This is a genomic window from Paraburkholderia sp. HD33-4, from assembly GCF_021390635.1.
GTDB lineage: Bacteria > Pseudomonadota > Gammaproteobacteria > Burkholderiales > Burkholderiaceae > Paraburkholderia.
Genome location: NZ_JAJEJS010000002.1, coordinates 39,023 through 52,513, shown reverse-complemented (window position 1 = coordinate 52,513; position 13,491 = coordinate 39,023). Strand labels below are relative to the sequence as shown.

The following is a 13,491-nucleotide window of genomic DNA, read 5'->3' as shown; positions in this document are numbered from 1 at the left end:
GGACGGCGCATTCGGCGAATGTCTACGTCGTTTGATCAGGAGAACCAACGGTGAAGCAAATCATTGCAGCCGGTTTGACGGCAGCCTGCATGACCACGGGCGCGTGGGCGCAGAGCAACGTGACGCTATACGGCAGCCTCGATGCCGGTGTCGCGTATATCAGCAACGTGGGCGGCAGCTCGAAGTGGATTCAGGAACAGGGCAACATGCAGCCGGACCGTTGGGGCCTGAAGGGCGTCGAAGATCTGGGTAACGGCCTGAAGGCGGTGTTCCAGCTCGAAAACGGTTTCTATACGAACACGGGCGCGATGGCGAAAGCGGGCGTGCTGTTCAACCGTCAGGCTTACGTCGGCCTCAGTTCCGACCAGATCGGCACGCTGACCTTCGGTCATCAGACGCCGTTCAGCTTCGACGTGCTCGGCCCGTTCAGCACCGGCTACCAGGCGGCCAGCTGGTACGCGTTCCACCCGGGCAACATCGACGCGCTCGCCAACACCGCGGTCGTGCCGTATGACAACTCGGCGAAATTCCGCTCGGCGTCGTTCGGCGGCTTCACCTTCGGCGCGATGATGGGTCTCGGCAACCAGACCAACTTCGCGATCGGCCGCTCGTATGGCTTTGCGGCGACGTACGCGAACGGCGGCTTCAAGGCGGGGGCGAGCTACTCGAACGAGAACAACCGCACGCCGTCGATCGTCACGACCGGCATCACGACCTTCCAGGGTCAGCCCGCCGCGACCTACACGGCCGACAACCTGCAGAACATGGGCCTGGGCCTGTCGTACCAGTTCGGCAGCGTGCTCGTACACGGCCTGTACACCCGCGTGAAGCTCGAAAGCGGCGGTCACTCGGACACCTATCAGAGCTACGACGGCGGCGCGAACTGGCAGGTCACGCCGGCCAACACGATCGCAGGCGGAGCGGCGACGACGACGCTGGCCGGCCATCGCTGGACGCAGTTCATGATCGGCAACATCTATGCGCTGTCGAAGTCGACGCAGGTGTATATCAACGCGCTGTATCAGCGCGCGGGTTCGAACACCGACGCGGCGTTCTTCACCGCGGGCGTGTCGAGCGGCCGCAATCAGGCGATCGTCCTGAGCGGCATCCATCACTCGTTCTGATGATTTGACGACGTGATGCGGCGAGTTCCGCTGTGCAATGCAGCAGGACTCGCCGACAGATATGAAATAAGTATTTGAAGTAGTGGCGCGGTGAAGTCAGCGCGCACTCAATGCGCGGCAACCGGCCGGCGGCGCGCCTGCATCGCGGTCGGATCATCCGGCCTCGGGCGATAGCTCAGGCGCTCGGACAGCTCCAGCGCCGCCTGGCACACGGCAATGATCAGCGGCTCGCGCTCGCCGGTCTCGCCGATATCCGAACGCGGGATCGTTACCGTCAACGCCGCGGCGATCTTGCCGCTCTGGTCGCGCACCGGCGCGCTCACCACCGAAATCCCCCGCTCGAACGACGCCTCGCTGACCGCGTAGCCGAGCGCCGCGCTCTCGCGCACCCGTCCATAGAGTTCTTCGACCGTCGCCGGGGTGCGCTCGGTGAAACGTTCGAGCTGCGGCTCCGGATACAGCTGGCGCAACTCCTCGAAGCTCAGATCGCCCATCAGCACCTGGCCATGCACGGTTGCATGCGCGGGCAGGCGCGTGCCGACGTGCACCTTGACCGAGCTGTACATCGGCTCGTGCGTCTGCGCCTTCGCGACGAACACGACGTCGCGCTGATCGCGGATCAGCAGATGCGTGCTGAGCCCGGTCGCGTCGCGCAGACGTTCGAGAATCGGCGTGCCGACGTCAGTCAGTTCGAGCGAGCTCAGGTACTCGAAGCCGAGCCGCAGCACCGCGACGCTGAGCCGGAAATAACGGTCGCCATTGACGCGTTCGAGGAAGCCGAGCGCCTCGAGCGTTTGTAGTAAACGAAACGTGGTGGTGCGCGGAATGCCGATCCGCTTCGATAACTCCGGCGCGCCGAGCACCGGCTCGCGCGCGCTGAATTCGGCGAGGATGCGCAAGCCGCGTTCGAGGCCCGGCACCAGATATGTCGATGCGCCGGCGCTGTCGTCGTCGGCGGAAGCGGGCAAGTCCGCGCTCTCGGCGTCCGTGCGCACCGGTTCGGGTGGTGCGGCGGAGGCTTCCGCCGCGCGGGGTTTGCCCTGCCTGCGTCCCACTCCTGTCTGCTCTTCTTTTGCCATCTTGACTGCCGTCTCTATGCGGTTCATCGGGTTCAATTCAGGATGATAGCGCGAAGCATGCGGCGAATCGGCCACGCGGTGCTATGCTTTGATCCGGTCCGGCGGCGCGGTGTATCCCAGCCGCGCGCTCGCGCCGCCCAAGCGTAGGAGGCCACGTCATGCCCAACGCGATACAGATTCACGTTGCCGACTCGCATCTTTATCCGGGCTGCGCGGTGCGCATCGCCGATCTACCCGAACCGCCCGGCGCGCCGGACCTCGCCGAGGCGCGCGTCGAGTTCGCGGACGGCTCCGGCGCGCACGCCACCTGCCATCGGCGCGCGCATGACGAGCTCGAATTGACCGTCGACGGTTATGCGACGCAAAAACGTCATCCGATCGACGCACGGCACTGGCTACTATTAGCCGTCGATGCCACGCATCACAGCTGGCGCGTCAAGCGTCGGCTGCCGTAAAGCCGCGAGGCCTGCCGGCCTCGGCGGATCCATAACCGGTGTCGCGCGCGCCGCCTCCAGCGGCGCCGATGCGACCGTCACGTCTCCTTCGGAACTCACCGATGACCGACCACGATCCTCACCTGCCGCCGAAACTGGACAACCCCGATTCAATCGACAACACCAGCGACGCTCCCGACGATCCCGAGCGCCGCCGCGTCCTCACCGGTCTCGGGGCGGTCGGCCTCGGCCTCGCGCTGATCGGCTGCAAAACGGGCGAGGGACTCGCGAGCAACGGCCCGCCGCGCAGCGCCGCCGACTTGCGGCTCGACGCTGCACTGCACGATCAGGTGAAGAACATCGTGGTGATTTACGCGGAGAACCGCAGCTTCGCGAACCTGTACGGCAACTACCCGGGTGTCCAGCATCCGCTCGACGCGGTCACCGCCGAGCAATACATCCAGTTCGACCGCGACGGCAAGACGCCGCTGCCGCGGCTGCCGGCGATCTGGGGCGGGCTCGTGCCGCAGGCGCAGGAAGTGGACGGCAAGCGCTACATGATTGGCCAAAACGATCTCTATCATCTGCACAACCGGCCGTTTCGCATCGTCGATGCACACGGCGCGCCGCTGCCGACCGGCGTGATCACGCGCGACCTGATCCATCGGTTCTATCAGAATCAGATGCAGATCAACGCGGGGCGCAACAACCAGTTCGCCGCGTGGGGCGATTCCGGCGGCCTCGTGATGGGGCACTACCGCAATTCCGCCGAGACGCTGCGTCTATGGAATCTCGCGCAGCAGTACACGCTATGCGACAACTTCTTCATGGCCGCTTTCGGCGGCTCGTGGCTGAACCACATCTTCCTGATCTCGGCGCAGGCGCCGTACTACCCGGACATCCAGAATAGTCCGGCGAAGAAGATGGTGTCGGTTGTGGAGGGCGACGATCCGACCGGCACCCGTTTGAAGCTCGCGCCCAATTCGCCCGCGTCGGCGCTCGACGGTCCGCCGAAGTTCGTCAATGACGGCGCTTTCACCGCCGACGGCTACGCGGTCAACACGATGGCGCCGCCGTATCAGCCGAGCAGCGTGCGTCCGGCCGAAGGCGGCGACGCGGCTTTCGCGGATCCGTCGGACCCGCGCGTGATGCCGCCGCAGCACTACGCGACGATCGGCGACCGGCTGAGCGCCAAGGGCATCGACTGGGCGTGGTACAGCGGTGCGTGGCAATTCGCGCTCGATCATCGCGATACGGGGTCGAGGCCCGACTTCCAGTACCACCATCAGCCGTTCAACTACTTCGCCAATTACGCGCCGGGTACCACCGCGCGCAGCCGCTATCTGCGCGACGCCGGCATGGGCAACGACGCGTCGACCAATCGCCTGATCGCCGACATCGACGCCGGACGTTTGCCGACCGTCACGTTCTACAAACCGCAGGGCGATCTGAACATGCACGCGGGCTACGCGGACGTCGCCTCGGGCGACCGTCACATCGCGACGCTGATCGAGCACATTCAGCGCGGCCCGCAATGGCGGAACACCGTCGTGATCGTCACCGTCGACGAGAACGGCGGCTGGTGGGACCACGTCGCGCCGCCGATCGGCGATCGCTGGGGTCCGGGTTCGCGCGTTCCGGCACTCGTGATCTCGCCGCTCGCGAAGAAGGGTTACGTCGATCACACGGTGTACGACACGAATTCGATTCTGCGTTTCATTAGCCGTGTGCATGGACTCGCGCCGCTTGATGGCGTGGTCGTGCGCGACAAGGCATTCGCAAGCAACGGACTCGCGCCGCTCGGCGATTTGACCGCGTCGCTCGATCTCGCTTGAGCGCCTGCCGGCTGCGTTGATTTGCCGCGCCTCGCGATGTGCATGTGGCCGTTACAGCATGCATATCGCGTAAGCGCGGCGCTTTGAGCATGACCCGTACCTCGCCATATCGTTTCACGAATTATTTTTCCATTCGCCCGTCATGCCTTTGGCTTGCATAAAGCGCCGCGCCGCCTAGACTGATAAAGCCCTTCGCAATTTATGAACGGACCTGATATGCGACTGACCATCCTGATTAACGGTTCCGATCCCACCGTAAGCCATGATTACGCTGTGCTCTGGCTCGATACCGATGAACATCGGTGGTCGAGAGAGGCGCATCAGGGGATCGACCTGCCCCCGTGGGGCGAACTGCGCGACGAAAACGGCGTGACCACGCTGTGCGCACCGAGCGCCGACGCGCCGCTCTGTACGCTGCGCGGTCTGCACGTCGATCGCAAGGAGCGAGTCAGCGCCGCGCAAGGCGCTGCCGCATGGACCGCGCTGCAAACCCGCAAGGCGACTAGCGGCTTCTGGCGTTTGCAGGCGGTGGATCGTCAAAAAGTCCACGCTGAAAACAGCGTGTTCGGTAATTAAGTTCTGGCGCGATTCGTTGCGCTTCTCTTTTCCGGTCGAAACTTCCGGCTCATTGCGCGAGCACTGCTCGTACGCGTAAGTCTGTTAGTGCGCAAACGAACATAACCTCACGCGATATCGCACCACTTAAGACCTTCTTAAGATTGCGTGCGTAGAGTCGGAAGTCCACGCATTAGGGTCGCTGCAAAGCGGCCCACTTTTTTGTCCGGCGCACGCCACCTCTGCTGTTTCCCATTCCCTTTCTTCGATTCGCATTGTGCTGTCATTCGATGTGGGCCGCGACGCTATACTTGCGTCCCCTTTCATCGAACCACCGACACATGAAGAAGTGGCTTGCCTGTCTGTTCCTCGCCGTCGCCACTCATGCGAGCGCGGCACCTTCCTGCACCAGTTTCACGCCGAATGCGCAATGGCCCGTCCTAACCAATCAGAAGATGGCGCCGAAAACGCGCCTGCTTTGCTATAGCGATTTCGCCGTACTGCATTCGGGTATCACGCACGGTCCGCTGTGGTCGGCCGAGCATCTGACGCGCGAGCACATCGAAGAAGCAAAGGACATGGTGCGCACCAACAAGTTCTTCGAAGACGCGCGTCTGCCAGAAGGCGAAGGTGCGACACTCGCCGACTACAAACGCAGCGGCTTCGATCGCGGTCATATGAGTCCGGCGGGTAATCGGTGGAACGACGAGGCGATGGCGCAATCGTTCTCGCTCGCGAATGTCGTGCCGCAAAACCGTCAGAACAACCAACGATTGTGGGCACGCATCGAAACCGCGGTGCGCAAGATCGCACTCGCCTACGACGACACGTACGTCGTCACCGGACCGCTGTTCACCGGTCAGCAACTGCAGACGATCGGACCGACGCGCGTGTTCGTACCGACTCAGTTGTACAAGGTCGTCTATGTGCCATCGCGTCAACTGGCATTCGCAGTCGTGGTTGATAATGTAGCGACCAACCGTTACGACATCCGCACGATTCACGAACTCGAAGCGATGTCGGGCATCCGCTTTCCGGGCATTCCGGATAACCTCAAGGACCAGCGGCCAGGAGGACTAAAAGGTGTTTAAGCCCTATTCGAACGATGACGACGTGCTCAACATTCAGGGCGATTCGCTCACGCTCAGCAACGGCACGACGCGTGTCGTGCTGAACGGCACGATCGAATTGACGCGCGATCAGCGCGGCCTCAAAGCGGCACTCGCGTTGAAGGAAGCGCTCGATGCGATCGTCGCGAGTCTGCAGGCGCAGAAGGATTTGCCGGCGCAGGTGAAGGAAGAGCCGGACGCGAAGCCGGGCGTCGTGCAAAACCCGTTTCAATAAATGAACTCGCAGGCGTTGCAATTGCGCAACCCGGCATATCGCAAGTTTTACTGATTGCGGTCACGCAAACCTTTGCGTGACCGCCAGTGTTCCAATCTCGCGCCAATAGAGCGGATCGCCCTCCGCTCTGTCACATAATGTACATAGAGAAACCTTAGCGTGCGAGGTTCTTCATACATCGACTGGCGTCGCCATGCATCCAGCGTTCTCGAGATTTCGCCGTTCTTCCGCACAGGGGAATCCGCGCACGGCCGGAGATTTGTGCCAGCAAGTTCCATCCGTAGACGTTGAAGATCCCAACTCCATAGTCATGGAGATCTTCTCGGCGCGCCGCGACATGCAGAGTCTCGCCGTCATCGATGACCAGCGCCCCATCGGCCTGATCAACCGTGATATTTTCATGTCGCAAATGAGCAGGCCGTTCCATCGAGAGCTTTACGACAAGAAGAGTTGTATCGCGTTCATGGACAAGGAGCCGCTCATCGTCGATGCCGACGTGAGCATCGAAGCGCTGACGTTCAGGACCGTCGAGGCCGGAGAAAAAGCGCTGGTCGACGGCTTCATCGTGACACGTGAGGGACTTTTCTCAGGCCTCGGCAGTGGTCTGCAGCTGATCAGCGCGGTCGCGGAAATGCAGGCGGAGAAGAACCGCCAGATCATGCAGAGCATCGAGTACGCCAGCGTGATACAGCGCGCGATGTTGCGTGCTTCCAGCGAGACGCTGTCGATGAAGCTGCGCGACGCGGCAATGGTCTGGGAACCTCGCGACGTCGTCGGCGGCGACTTCTATCATTTCGCGGCCTTCCCGAACGGCTGGTTCGGCGCTGTAGCCGATTGCACCGGACATGGCGTTCCCGGCGCCTTCATGACCTTGCTTGCTTCGGCGTCACTGTCGAAGGCGCTCGAGCAGATCGGTCCGCGCGACCCCGCCGCGCTGCTCGCGGCCGTCAATCGAAACGTCAAGGGTTTGCTGGGGCAAGTGAATATTGCCGACGAAGGAACCCAATCCAACGACGGTCTGGACACGGCACTCTTCTGGTTCGATGCCACGGAAAGCGTGCTGCATTTTGCCGGTGCGAGGATCGCGCTGCACATCCTGTCGCCCGACGCCGCGGAGTTCGAAACGATCGGCGCCGACCGCATGGGTGTCGGCTACGTGGACAGTCGCGCCGACTATGCGTGGAGCTTGCGCTCGATTCCCATCACGGCGGGTAGCCTGCTGTTCATCTACACCGACGGACTCGCCGATCAGATCGGCGGCCCGCGCAATATTTCCTTCGGCCGGCGCCGCGCGCTCGACCTGATCCTCGAAAGCCGCGCCGAAACCCCGGCGACGATTTGCGAGCGCGTCCGGCTCGCGTTAGCGGACTGGCAAGGCAATCAACCGCGCCGTGACGACGTCACGCTTTTCTGTGCCCGCATTTAGTGAATTCCCGGAATGTCCCAACTACCAGAACAAGACAGCGCCTTTTTCGACCTTGCGCAGCGACGCAACGTGCTCTTCTATCACAAGGGCTACTTCTCCCATAACATCGTCGCGTCGATGGGCGAAGTCGTGAAGCTGCAACTCGAAGTCGCAGGTGTCAGCGGACCTACTCGCCGCAAACTTTTCTCGTCCTTTATCGAGCTCGCGCAGAACATCGTTCACTACTCGTCGAACGCGCTGGAGCCCGGCGGCGAAGCGGCAGGCGAGATACGCGAGGGCGCCGTGTGCATCTCCAGACACGGCGAACATTACGTGATGTTGTGCGTCAATCCGATCGCGACCGCCGAAGCCGACGGCCTGCGAAACCGGCTGGAGCCTCTGCGCAACATGTCTCTCGAAGAAATCAAGCAGGCGTACAAGGTGACACTGCGCACCGACGCTCCGAAAGACAGCAAGGGCGCCGGCCTCGGCTTCCTGACGATGGCGCGCGATGCGAGCGCGCCACTTGAATTCGCTTTTCATCCGCGTGCCGACGAACCGGGCACCACGCTGTTTTGCCTCATGGCCATCATCTGAGCAGGAAGGCACACGAACAAAAATGGAAAACCTACACATCCCCGCGACGACGACGTCGCCCGAAGTCGATTTCCGCTTCGACCAGCACGCGTTGTCGATCAAGGGTGAGTCCTACCCCGAAAACGCCGCTGCTTTTTACGCGCCGATCATCGAGCAGATGCGCAAGTACCTCGCCGCGAACGCCGGGGCCGAGATCACCATCGACGTCGCGCTGACGTACTTCAACAGCTCGAGCACCAAAATGCTGTTCAGCATCTTCGACGCGCTCGATCAGGCGGCGCAAGCGGGAAGCCGCGTGTCGATGAACTGGTATCGCGACGAGGAAGACGAGACGATTGCCGAATTCGGTGAAGAGCTGAAGGCCGATTTCCACGCGATCGAGTTCACCGATCGTCCCATCGCGCAGCAGGGAAAATAAGGTGCGTTCGCCCTCTTCCCGTGACGTGTCCTCGGGTGGCGCTCCCGATCTGTTCCAGAGCGAGAGCGCGGCACTCGCAAAAGCTCGCGCCATGCATTCGATCATCGACGCGGATGCCACGGAGTATCGGCAGTCGTTGGGCGAACTGATCGAGCACTTCCAGCGCCTGATGCGCGAAACACGGCGCCTGATCGGCCGCAGCGACCGGGCTGAGCGCGAGATGCAGGAGCTGGCTCAGCAGTTGGCGTATCGCGCCTCGCACGACGCGTTGACGGGCGTACTGAACCGCAGTGCCGTGATCGAGCGGACCACCAAGGTCTTGCGCACCAGCAGCGCGGTGATGATCATCCTCGACATCGACGAATTCAAGCGGATCAACGACGATTACGGTCACCCGACCGGGGACGCGGTCATTTCGGGGGTCGTCGATTGCCTGCGCGCAATCGTGGGGGAACAAGGCTTCATCGGGCGCGTGGGCGGTGAGGAGTTCACCGTGCTGCTGCCCGGTCATGACCCAGCCAGTGGCGCCATTCTTGCTGAGCGCATGCGCGAAGCCATCAGCGACTCGCTGGTGGTTGCACCGGTCGAGCGCCCGATCACGGCCAGCTTTGGCGTCAGCATCAACGAAGTCGGAACCGGCTTCGACACTGCATATGGCCTCGCCGATGCGGCGCTGTACCGCGCCAAGCGAAGCGGGCGCAACCGCGTGGAATTTGCCGATCGATAGGCGGATGAGCAGACCCATGGCGCACCGTTACCGGTTGATCCGGAGCGCCCTAAGGGCAAGTCATGCAGCCACCTGAACATTCACTAGCCGGGCGGGCCGGTTTTCGCCCGCGCCCCGCTGACGGAAAGGGAAGCGCCTTGGGACAGGAAGCAACGCGCAAAGCCGGTACGGTCATGGCCGTGCTTGCCATTCTCGCTGTCATTGCGACGAGCACCTTCCTCGCAATCCGCCAGAGCAGCGAGCAGGACAGTTCGCTTCGGACGATCCAGGCTTCCGGGCGGCTGCGCCACGACCTCGACCGGGTTCAGCAAGTCATGCTCGATGAGCATGCGACGCTTTACACCTCGATATCGGCGGTGCCGCTCTACAGCCGCGCCGCCTATAGCTTTCCGATGCTGGAACTGCTCGAGCTGACACGCGACGCGCGCGAGAGCTGCAGCGAGAACCAGGAATGCGTATCGCGGCTGTCGGATCTGGACGACAGAATCGGCAGACTCAGCGAGCTGAGCTTTGGTCTTGCGCGCAGAGTTGCGGAACATCCCGGCAGCGTAGCGGTGGGCGACCCCAGACTCGAGGAAATCGACGCCTATTTCTATAGCGTCCTCGAGCGGGTCGTCGACGTACGACTCGCGGCCGACGCCAAAGTCGCTTCGGTCGTGAGCCAATCATCGCTGGATGGGAAGTGGTTTGCGCGCATGCTGTTGAGTTGCGGCACCGCTTCGGCCTTGTTGCTGCTTTCGCTGATTCACTGGAACGGACGCATTGGAGCGCGTCTTCGCCGCTCGCTCAGAAGACTCGAGCATCAAGCCAGATACGACGCGCTGACCGATCTGCCGAACCGGGTGCTGCTCGGCGAACATCTGTCGGAGTCGCTGGTACGCGCGGCAGCGACAGGCCAGAACGTTTCCGTCCTTTTCCTCGATCTCGATCGCTTCAAGGACGTCAACGATTCGCTCGGACATCGCATCGGCGATCTGCTGCTAACGGCCGTGGCGCGAAGGCTTCAGCGTCTGCTGCGGGCGACGGATTTCGTCGCGCGCTACGGCGGCGACGAATTCGTCATCGTCGCGGAACGAGCCGACGCGCAGCAGCTCACCGAGATGCTCGACACGCTCATTCACGAGATGAGCGAGCCATACAGCATCGGCGAACACGAGTTGTATCTGGAAGCAAGCATCGGAGTCAGCACTTTTCCACAAGATGGAGCCAAGCCGGAGCTGCTCACGCGAAATGCCGATGCCGCGTTGTACGTGGCGAAGTCGCGTGGGCGAAACGGCTATCAATTCTACGAACCGGAATTGAGCCGCGCGGCCGCCGAGAAGTTGCGGCTCACCACGCGACTGCGGCGCGCGGCGAAAGCCAACGAGTTGTATCTGGCGTATCAGCCGCAAATCGACATGAAAACCGGATGCATCGTCGGTGCCGAGGCGCTTTTGCGGTGGCGCGACGACGAACTCGGCGAAGTCTCGCCGGCCGTGTTCATCCCGCTCGCCGAAGAAACCGGTCTGATCCAGAGCATCGGCACGTGGGTGTTGCGGCAGGCTTGTCTGCAGGCGAGCGCGTGGGTACATTCGGGGCTTCCACCCGTGCGTATCTCGGTCAATGTTTCGCCACTTCAACTCGAACGGTCTGACCTTCCAGGTGTAGTGCGCTCGGCACTCGACGATGCCCATTGGCCCGCTGAACTTCTGGAACTTGAAGTCACCGAGGGCACCTTGATGCGCAACGCGGAAGAAGCGCAACGGGCTTTTCGCGAGCTGCGCGAACTCGGTGTGTCCATCGCCATCGACGACTTCGGCACCGGCTATTCGAGCCTCAGCTATCTGAAACGCTTTAGCGTCGATCGCATCAAGATCGATCGCGCGTTCGTTTGCGAAATCGGCCGAGACAAGGAACTCGAAGCTTTGTCGCTTGCGATCATCGCGATCGCGGAAACGCTGAGCTTCGATGTCGTCGCCGAAGGGGTCGAGCTCGAGGTCCAGCGCGAGTTTCTGGTCCGCCACGGCTGCACGGTGGCTCAAGGGTTCCTGTTCAGCCCGGCGGTTTCGCCGGAGGCTTTAGCGCAGTTGCTCGGCAAGACTGCGGTCGCGTCTTCATTGAGCGTGGCGCCTTTTCGGGGATTCGCTTTCTGAGTCGCGACATGTATCCGCGCTGACGCACTACTTACGATTTGTCACCAGCGCAGCGTCAACTCCTGTATTCCCGGCTACGTTAAACCGGCAGCGCTGAAATAATTCAGCCGCGACAAACGAATCCACCGATTCAACCAGGAGCCACACCATGAAGACGCTTTTCGCCGCTGTTGCTTCCGCACTGCTCGTGTCGACCGCTTTTGCTCAAACGGCCGCACCGTCCGCCGCACAACCTGCGCAAGCCACGCAGTTGCCGGCCGCCGGCCAGGCGAATCTGAAGGCGAGCACCGCGGTACAGGCCGACGCGACGAACGACAGCGCGACCGCAACGAAAGCGCCTGCCAAAGCCGCTACGCAAAAGCACGTGAAAAAGACTTCCGCCCATACGAAGAAGGCCCACAAATCCACGGGCAAGAACGCCGTCGAAGCGAGCACCGCAAAGACTAAAACGGAGAGTGCGAAAGAGGCCAGCACTGCCCCGGCGAAAGCCGACGGCGCACAAGCCGACACGACCAAAACGCAATAACACGTGATCGGTTTCGGCGCTGACCGGCCATGCGGGTGTTGTTCAAATAGAAGTTGATCGAAGCCGGACCGTGCCGTTCAGGGAGGGCGAGTCTTATGACTCGCCTTTTTTTCCATGCGGCATGTCATTGCCCGTCGTATCTTTTTGCCGACAGACGCGCGAATTTTTGCACCGTCTTTACTCGCCGGCGATTACTCTCGAATTGTTCCAATTCACGGTCGCGTCACACGAACGCCGCATCAAATGGCTCTCACGCAATCGCTCGACAAGCTCTCGCCCCAATCTGCCAGCACGCAGGTTCAACGCAGCAACGTCATTCCATTTCCGTCGGCACGCGCGCTTCTACTCGTGACGCTGCCGCACGCCCAGTTGCGCTCACTGCTTCATTCACCGCTCGGCGTCTATGTCCTCAACACGGAAGCCGTGCGCGAAGAAGACCGAGTGCAACTCGACATCGCGCGCCAAGATCTCGACTTCACGTTACACACGCTGCTCACCACGTTGCCCGCCGCGACGATCGGCCCATTGAAACGTCGGATCAGCCACCCGAGTCCGCGTTAATCGCGCTCGACGAGAGCCTGTTCGCGCAGCTTGTCGGCATCGACGATTTCGATCTCCGCGTAGCGCAGCTTCAACGCGCCCTGCGTCTCGAAGTGCCTGAGCACCTGGTTGATCGTCTGCCGCGACAACGCGAGCATCATCGCCAGATCTTCCTGCGGGACCTTCAGCACGCTTCGCAATGCGCCGGGTTCGCCATAGCCGCGCGCCATCAGCAACAGGCGCCGCGCGACACGCGGCGCGGCAGGCAGTAGCGCGGCTTCCTCGATCGCCTCGAACGCGAGACGCAGCTTGTGCGTGAGCAGCAGACCGAACGCATGCCAGTAAGCCGGCGTGCGCTCGAGCAACGCGGCGAGCGCCGCGCGCGGCACATGAAACAGCGCGGTATCGCGTTCGGCATACGCGTCGTGGGTTCGCGATCGGTGGTCGAACAGCGCGATCTCGCCGAACCAGTTCACCGGCTCGATCACCGCGAGCAACGCTTCCTTGCCCGTCGAACTCGCCGCGCCGATTCTGACGAGGCCGTCGAGCACGCAGTAGAGGCCGTCGTCGGCAGCGCCGCGCGTGAAAAGCCGCTGACCGGCCGCGAGCGATTCGACCCGCCCCGCGTCGAGCAACTGCCTGCGCAGATCGGCCGGCGCGGCACGAAACCACGCGCTGCGTTCAAGCAGCGCGGCAAGCTCATTCGATGAAAAACGCTCGGTCATGGACGGTATCCGTGGGCGATCGTCGCTGATTGTCGGCTACCCGATGGTTG

General features: G+C 62.3%; 15 protein-coding genes. 13 read left to right on the top strand and 2 right to left on the bottom strand.

Annotation, left to right across the window (positions count from 1 at the left end; genetic code table 11):
• Positions 1–50: 50 nt before the first annotated feature.
• Positions 51–1,124, top strand: coding sequence for a porin (locus tag L0U84_RS20120; protein ID WP_233852160.1), 1,074 nt, complete (start codon positions 51–53; stop codon positions 1,122–1,124).
• A 107-nt stretch (positions 1,125–1,231) separates the two neighbouring features.
• Here L0U84_RS20120 and L0U84_RS20115 read toward each other — a convergent pair whose 3' ends face one another.
• Positions 1,232–2,203 (bottom strand): IclR family transcriptional regulator, encoded by a 972-nt coding sequence (locus L0U84_RS20115; protein ID WP_233852159.1) that lies wholly within the window; start codon positions 2,201–2,203, stop codon positions 1,232–1,234.
• Positions 2,204–2,361: 158 nt separating this feature from the next.
• On the opposite strand from L0U84_RS20115, the gene L0U84_RS20110 reads away from it, so the two are divergent.
• The 12 genes from L0U84_RS20110 to L0U84_RS20055 all read left to right on the top strand — a co-directional run bounded on the left by L0U84_RS20110 (position 2,362) and on the right by L0U84_RS20055 (position 12,737).
• Positions 2,362–2,658: a hypothetical protein gene (locus L0U84_RS20110; RefSeq protein WP_233852158.1), complete on the top strand. Its 297-nt coding sequence runs from the start codon at positions 2,362–2,364 to the stop codon at positions 2,656–2,658.
• 101 nt (positions 2,659–2,759) lie between these two features.
• Positions 2,760–4,472, top strand: coding sequence for an acid phosphatase (locus tag L0U84_RS20105; RefSeq protein WP_233852156.1), 1,713 nt, complete (start codon positions 2,760–2,762; stop codon positions 4,470–4,472).
• A gap of 216 nt (positions 4,473–4,688) precedes the next feature.
• Positions 4,689–5,048: a DUF3564 domain-containing protein gene (locus L0U84_RS20100; RefSeq protein ID WP_129956126.1), complete on the top strand. Its 360-nt coding sequence runs from the start codon at positions 4,689–4,691 to the stop codon at positions 5,046–5,048.
• A gap of 320 nt (positions 5,049–5,368) precedes the next feature.
• Positions 5,369–6,118 carry a DNA/RNA non-specific endonuclease gene (locus tag L0U84_RS20095; RefSeq protein ID WP_233852155.1) on the top strand — a complete coding sequence of 250 codons (750 nt, stop codon included), beginning with the start codon at positions 5,369–5,371 and terminating at the stop codon, positions 6,116–6,118.
• Complete coding sequence (locus L0U84_RS20090) at positions 6,111–6,371, top strand: hypothetical protein (protein WP_129956124.1); 261 nt, start codon at positions 6,111–6,113, stop codon at positions 6,369–6,371. Before L0U84_RS20095 ends, L0U84_RS20090 begins: the two co-directional genes overlap by 8 nt.
• A 310-nt stretch (positions 6,372–6,681) precedes the next feature.
• Positions 6,682–7,797 carry a SpoIIE family protein phosphatase gene (locus L0U84_RS20085; protein WP_233852154.1) on the top strand — a complete coding sequence of 372 codons (1,116 nt, stop codon included), beginning with the start codon at positions 6,682–6,684 and terminating at the stop codon, positions 7,795–7,797.
• Positions 7,798–7,809: 12 nt separating this feature from the next.
• The gene (locus L0U84_RS20080; protein WP_233852152.1) at positions 7,810–8,373 is read left to right on the top strand and encodes a SiaB family protein kinase; all 564 of its coding nucleotides are present in this window, start codon (positions 7,810–7,812) and stop codon (positions 8,371–8,373) included.
• Positions 8,374–8,395: 22 nt separating this feature from the next.
• Entirely contained in the window at positions 8,396–8,791 is a 396-nt protein-coding gene (locus L0U84_RS20075) for a DUF1987 domain-containing protein (protein WP_233852151.1), read from the top strand.
• Position 8,792: 1 nt separating this feature from the next.
• Positions 8,793–9,518 carry a GGDEF domain-containing protein gene (locus L0U84_RS20070; protein ID WP_233852150.1) on the top strand — a complete coding sequence of 242 codons (726 nt, stop codon included), beginning with the start codon at positions 8,793–8,795 and terminating at the stop codon, positions 9,516–9,518.
• A gap of 137 nt (positions 9,519–9,655) precedes the next feature.
• Positions 9,656–11,650 (top strand): putative bifunctional diguanylate cyclase/phosphodiesterase, encoded by a 1,995-nt coding sequence (locus L0U84_RS20065; protein ID WP_233852149.1) that lies wholly within the window; start codon positions 9,656–9,658, stop codon positions 11,648–11,650.
• Positions 11,651–11,798: 148 nt separating this feature from the next.
• Positions 11,799–12,176 (top strand): hypothetical protein, encoded by a 378-nt coding sequence (locus L0U84_RS20060; protein WP_233852148.1) that lies wholly within the window; start codon positions 11,799–11,801, stop codon positions 12,174–12,176.
• Positions 12,177–12,290: 114 nt separating this feature from the next.
• Entirely contained in the window at positions 12,291–12,737 is a 447-nt protein-coding gene (locus L0U84_RS20055; protein ID WP_233852147.1) for a hypothetical protein, read from the top strand.
• Here the strand turns inward: L0U84_RS20055 and L0U84_RS20050 are convergent.
• On the bottom strand, positions 12,734–13,441 hold the full coding sequence (locus tag L0U84_RS20050; RefSeq protein ID WP_233852146.1) for a Crp/Fnr family transcriptional regulator: 708 nt from the start codon (positions 13,439–13,441) through the stop codon (positions 12,734–12,736). The two genes, L0U84_RS20055 and L0U84_RS20050, sit on opposite strands and share 4 nt — an antisense overlap.
• Between the last annotated feature and the right edge of the window lie 50 nt (positions 13,442–13,491).

Excerpts from the sequence above, each read along its gene's own strand:
- L0U84_RS20050 (WP_233852146.1), bottom strand. The coding sequence starts at position 13,441 with ATGACCGAGCGTTTTTCATCGAATGAGCTTGCCGCGCTGCTTGAACGC.
- L0U84_RS20085 (WP_233852154.1), top strand. The coding sequence starts at position 6,682 with ATGGAGATCTTCTCGGCGCGCCGCGACATGCAGAGTCTCGCCGTCATC.
- L0U84_RS20100 (WP_129956126.1), top strand. The coding sequence starts at position 4,689 with ATGCGACTGACCATCCTGATTAACGGTTCCGATCCCACCGTAAGCCAT.
- L0U84_RS20055 (WP_233852147.1), top strand. The coding sequence starts at position 12,291 with ATGCGGCATGTCATTGCCCGTCGTATCTTTTTGCCGACAGACGCGCGA.
- L0U84_RS20060 (WP_233852148.1), top strand. The coding sequence starts at position 11,799 with ATGAAGACGCTTTTCGCCGCTGTTGCTTCCGCACTGCTCGTGTCGACC.
- L0U84_RS20075 (WP_233852151.1), top strand. The coding sequence starts at position 8,396 with ATGGAAAACCTACACATCCCCGCGACGACGACGTCGCCCGAAGTCGAT.
- L0U84_RS20115 (WP_233852159.1), bottom strand. The coding sequence starts at position 2,203 with ATGGCAAAAGAAGAGCAGACAGGAGTGGGACGCAGGCAGGGCAAACCC.
- L0U84_RS20105 (WP_233852156.1), top strand. The coding sequence starts at position 2,760 with ATGACCGACCACGATCCTCACCTGCCGCCGAAACTGGACAACCCCGAT.
- L0U84_RS20110 (WP_233852158.1), top strand. The coding sequence starts at position 2,362 with ATGCCCAACGCGATACAGATTCACGTTGCCGACTCGCATCTTTATCCG.
- L0U84_RS20095 (WP_233852155.1), top strand. The coding sequence starts at position 5,369 with ATGAAGAAGTGGCTTGCCTGTCTGTTCCTCGCCGTCGCCACTCATGCG.
- L0U84_RS20080 (WP_233852152.1), top strand. The coding sequence starts at position 7,810 with ATGTCCCAACTACCAGAACAAGACAGCGCCTTTTTCGACCTTGCGCAG.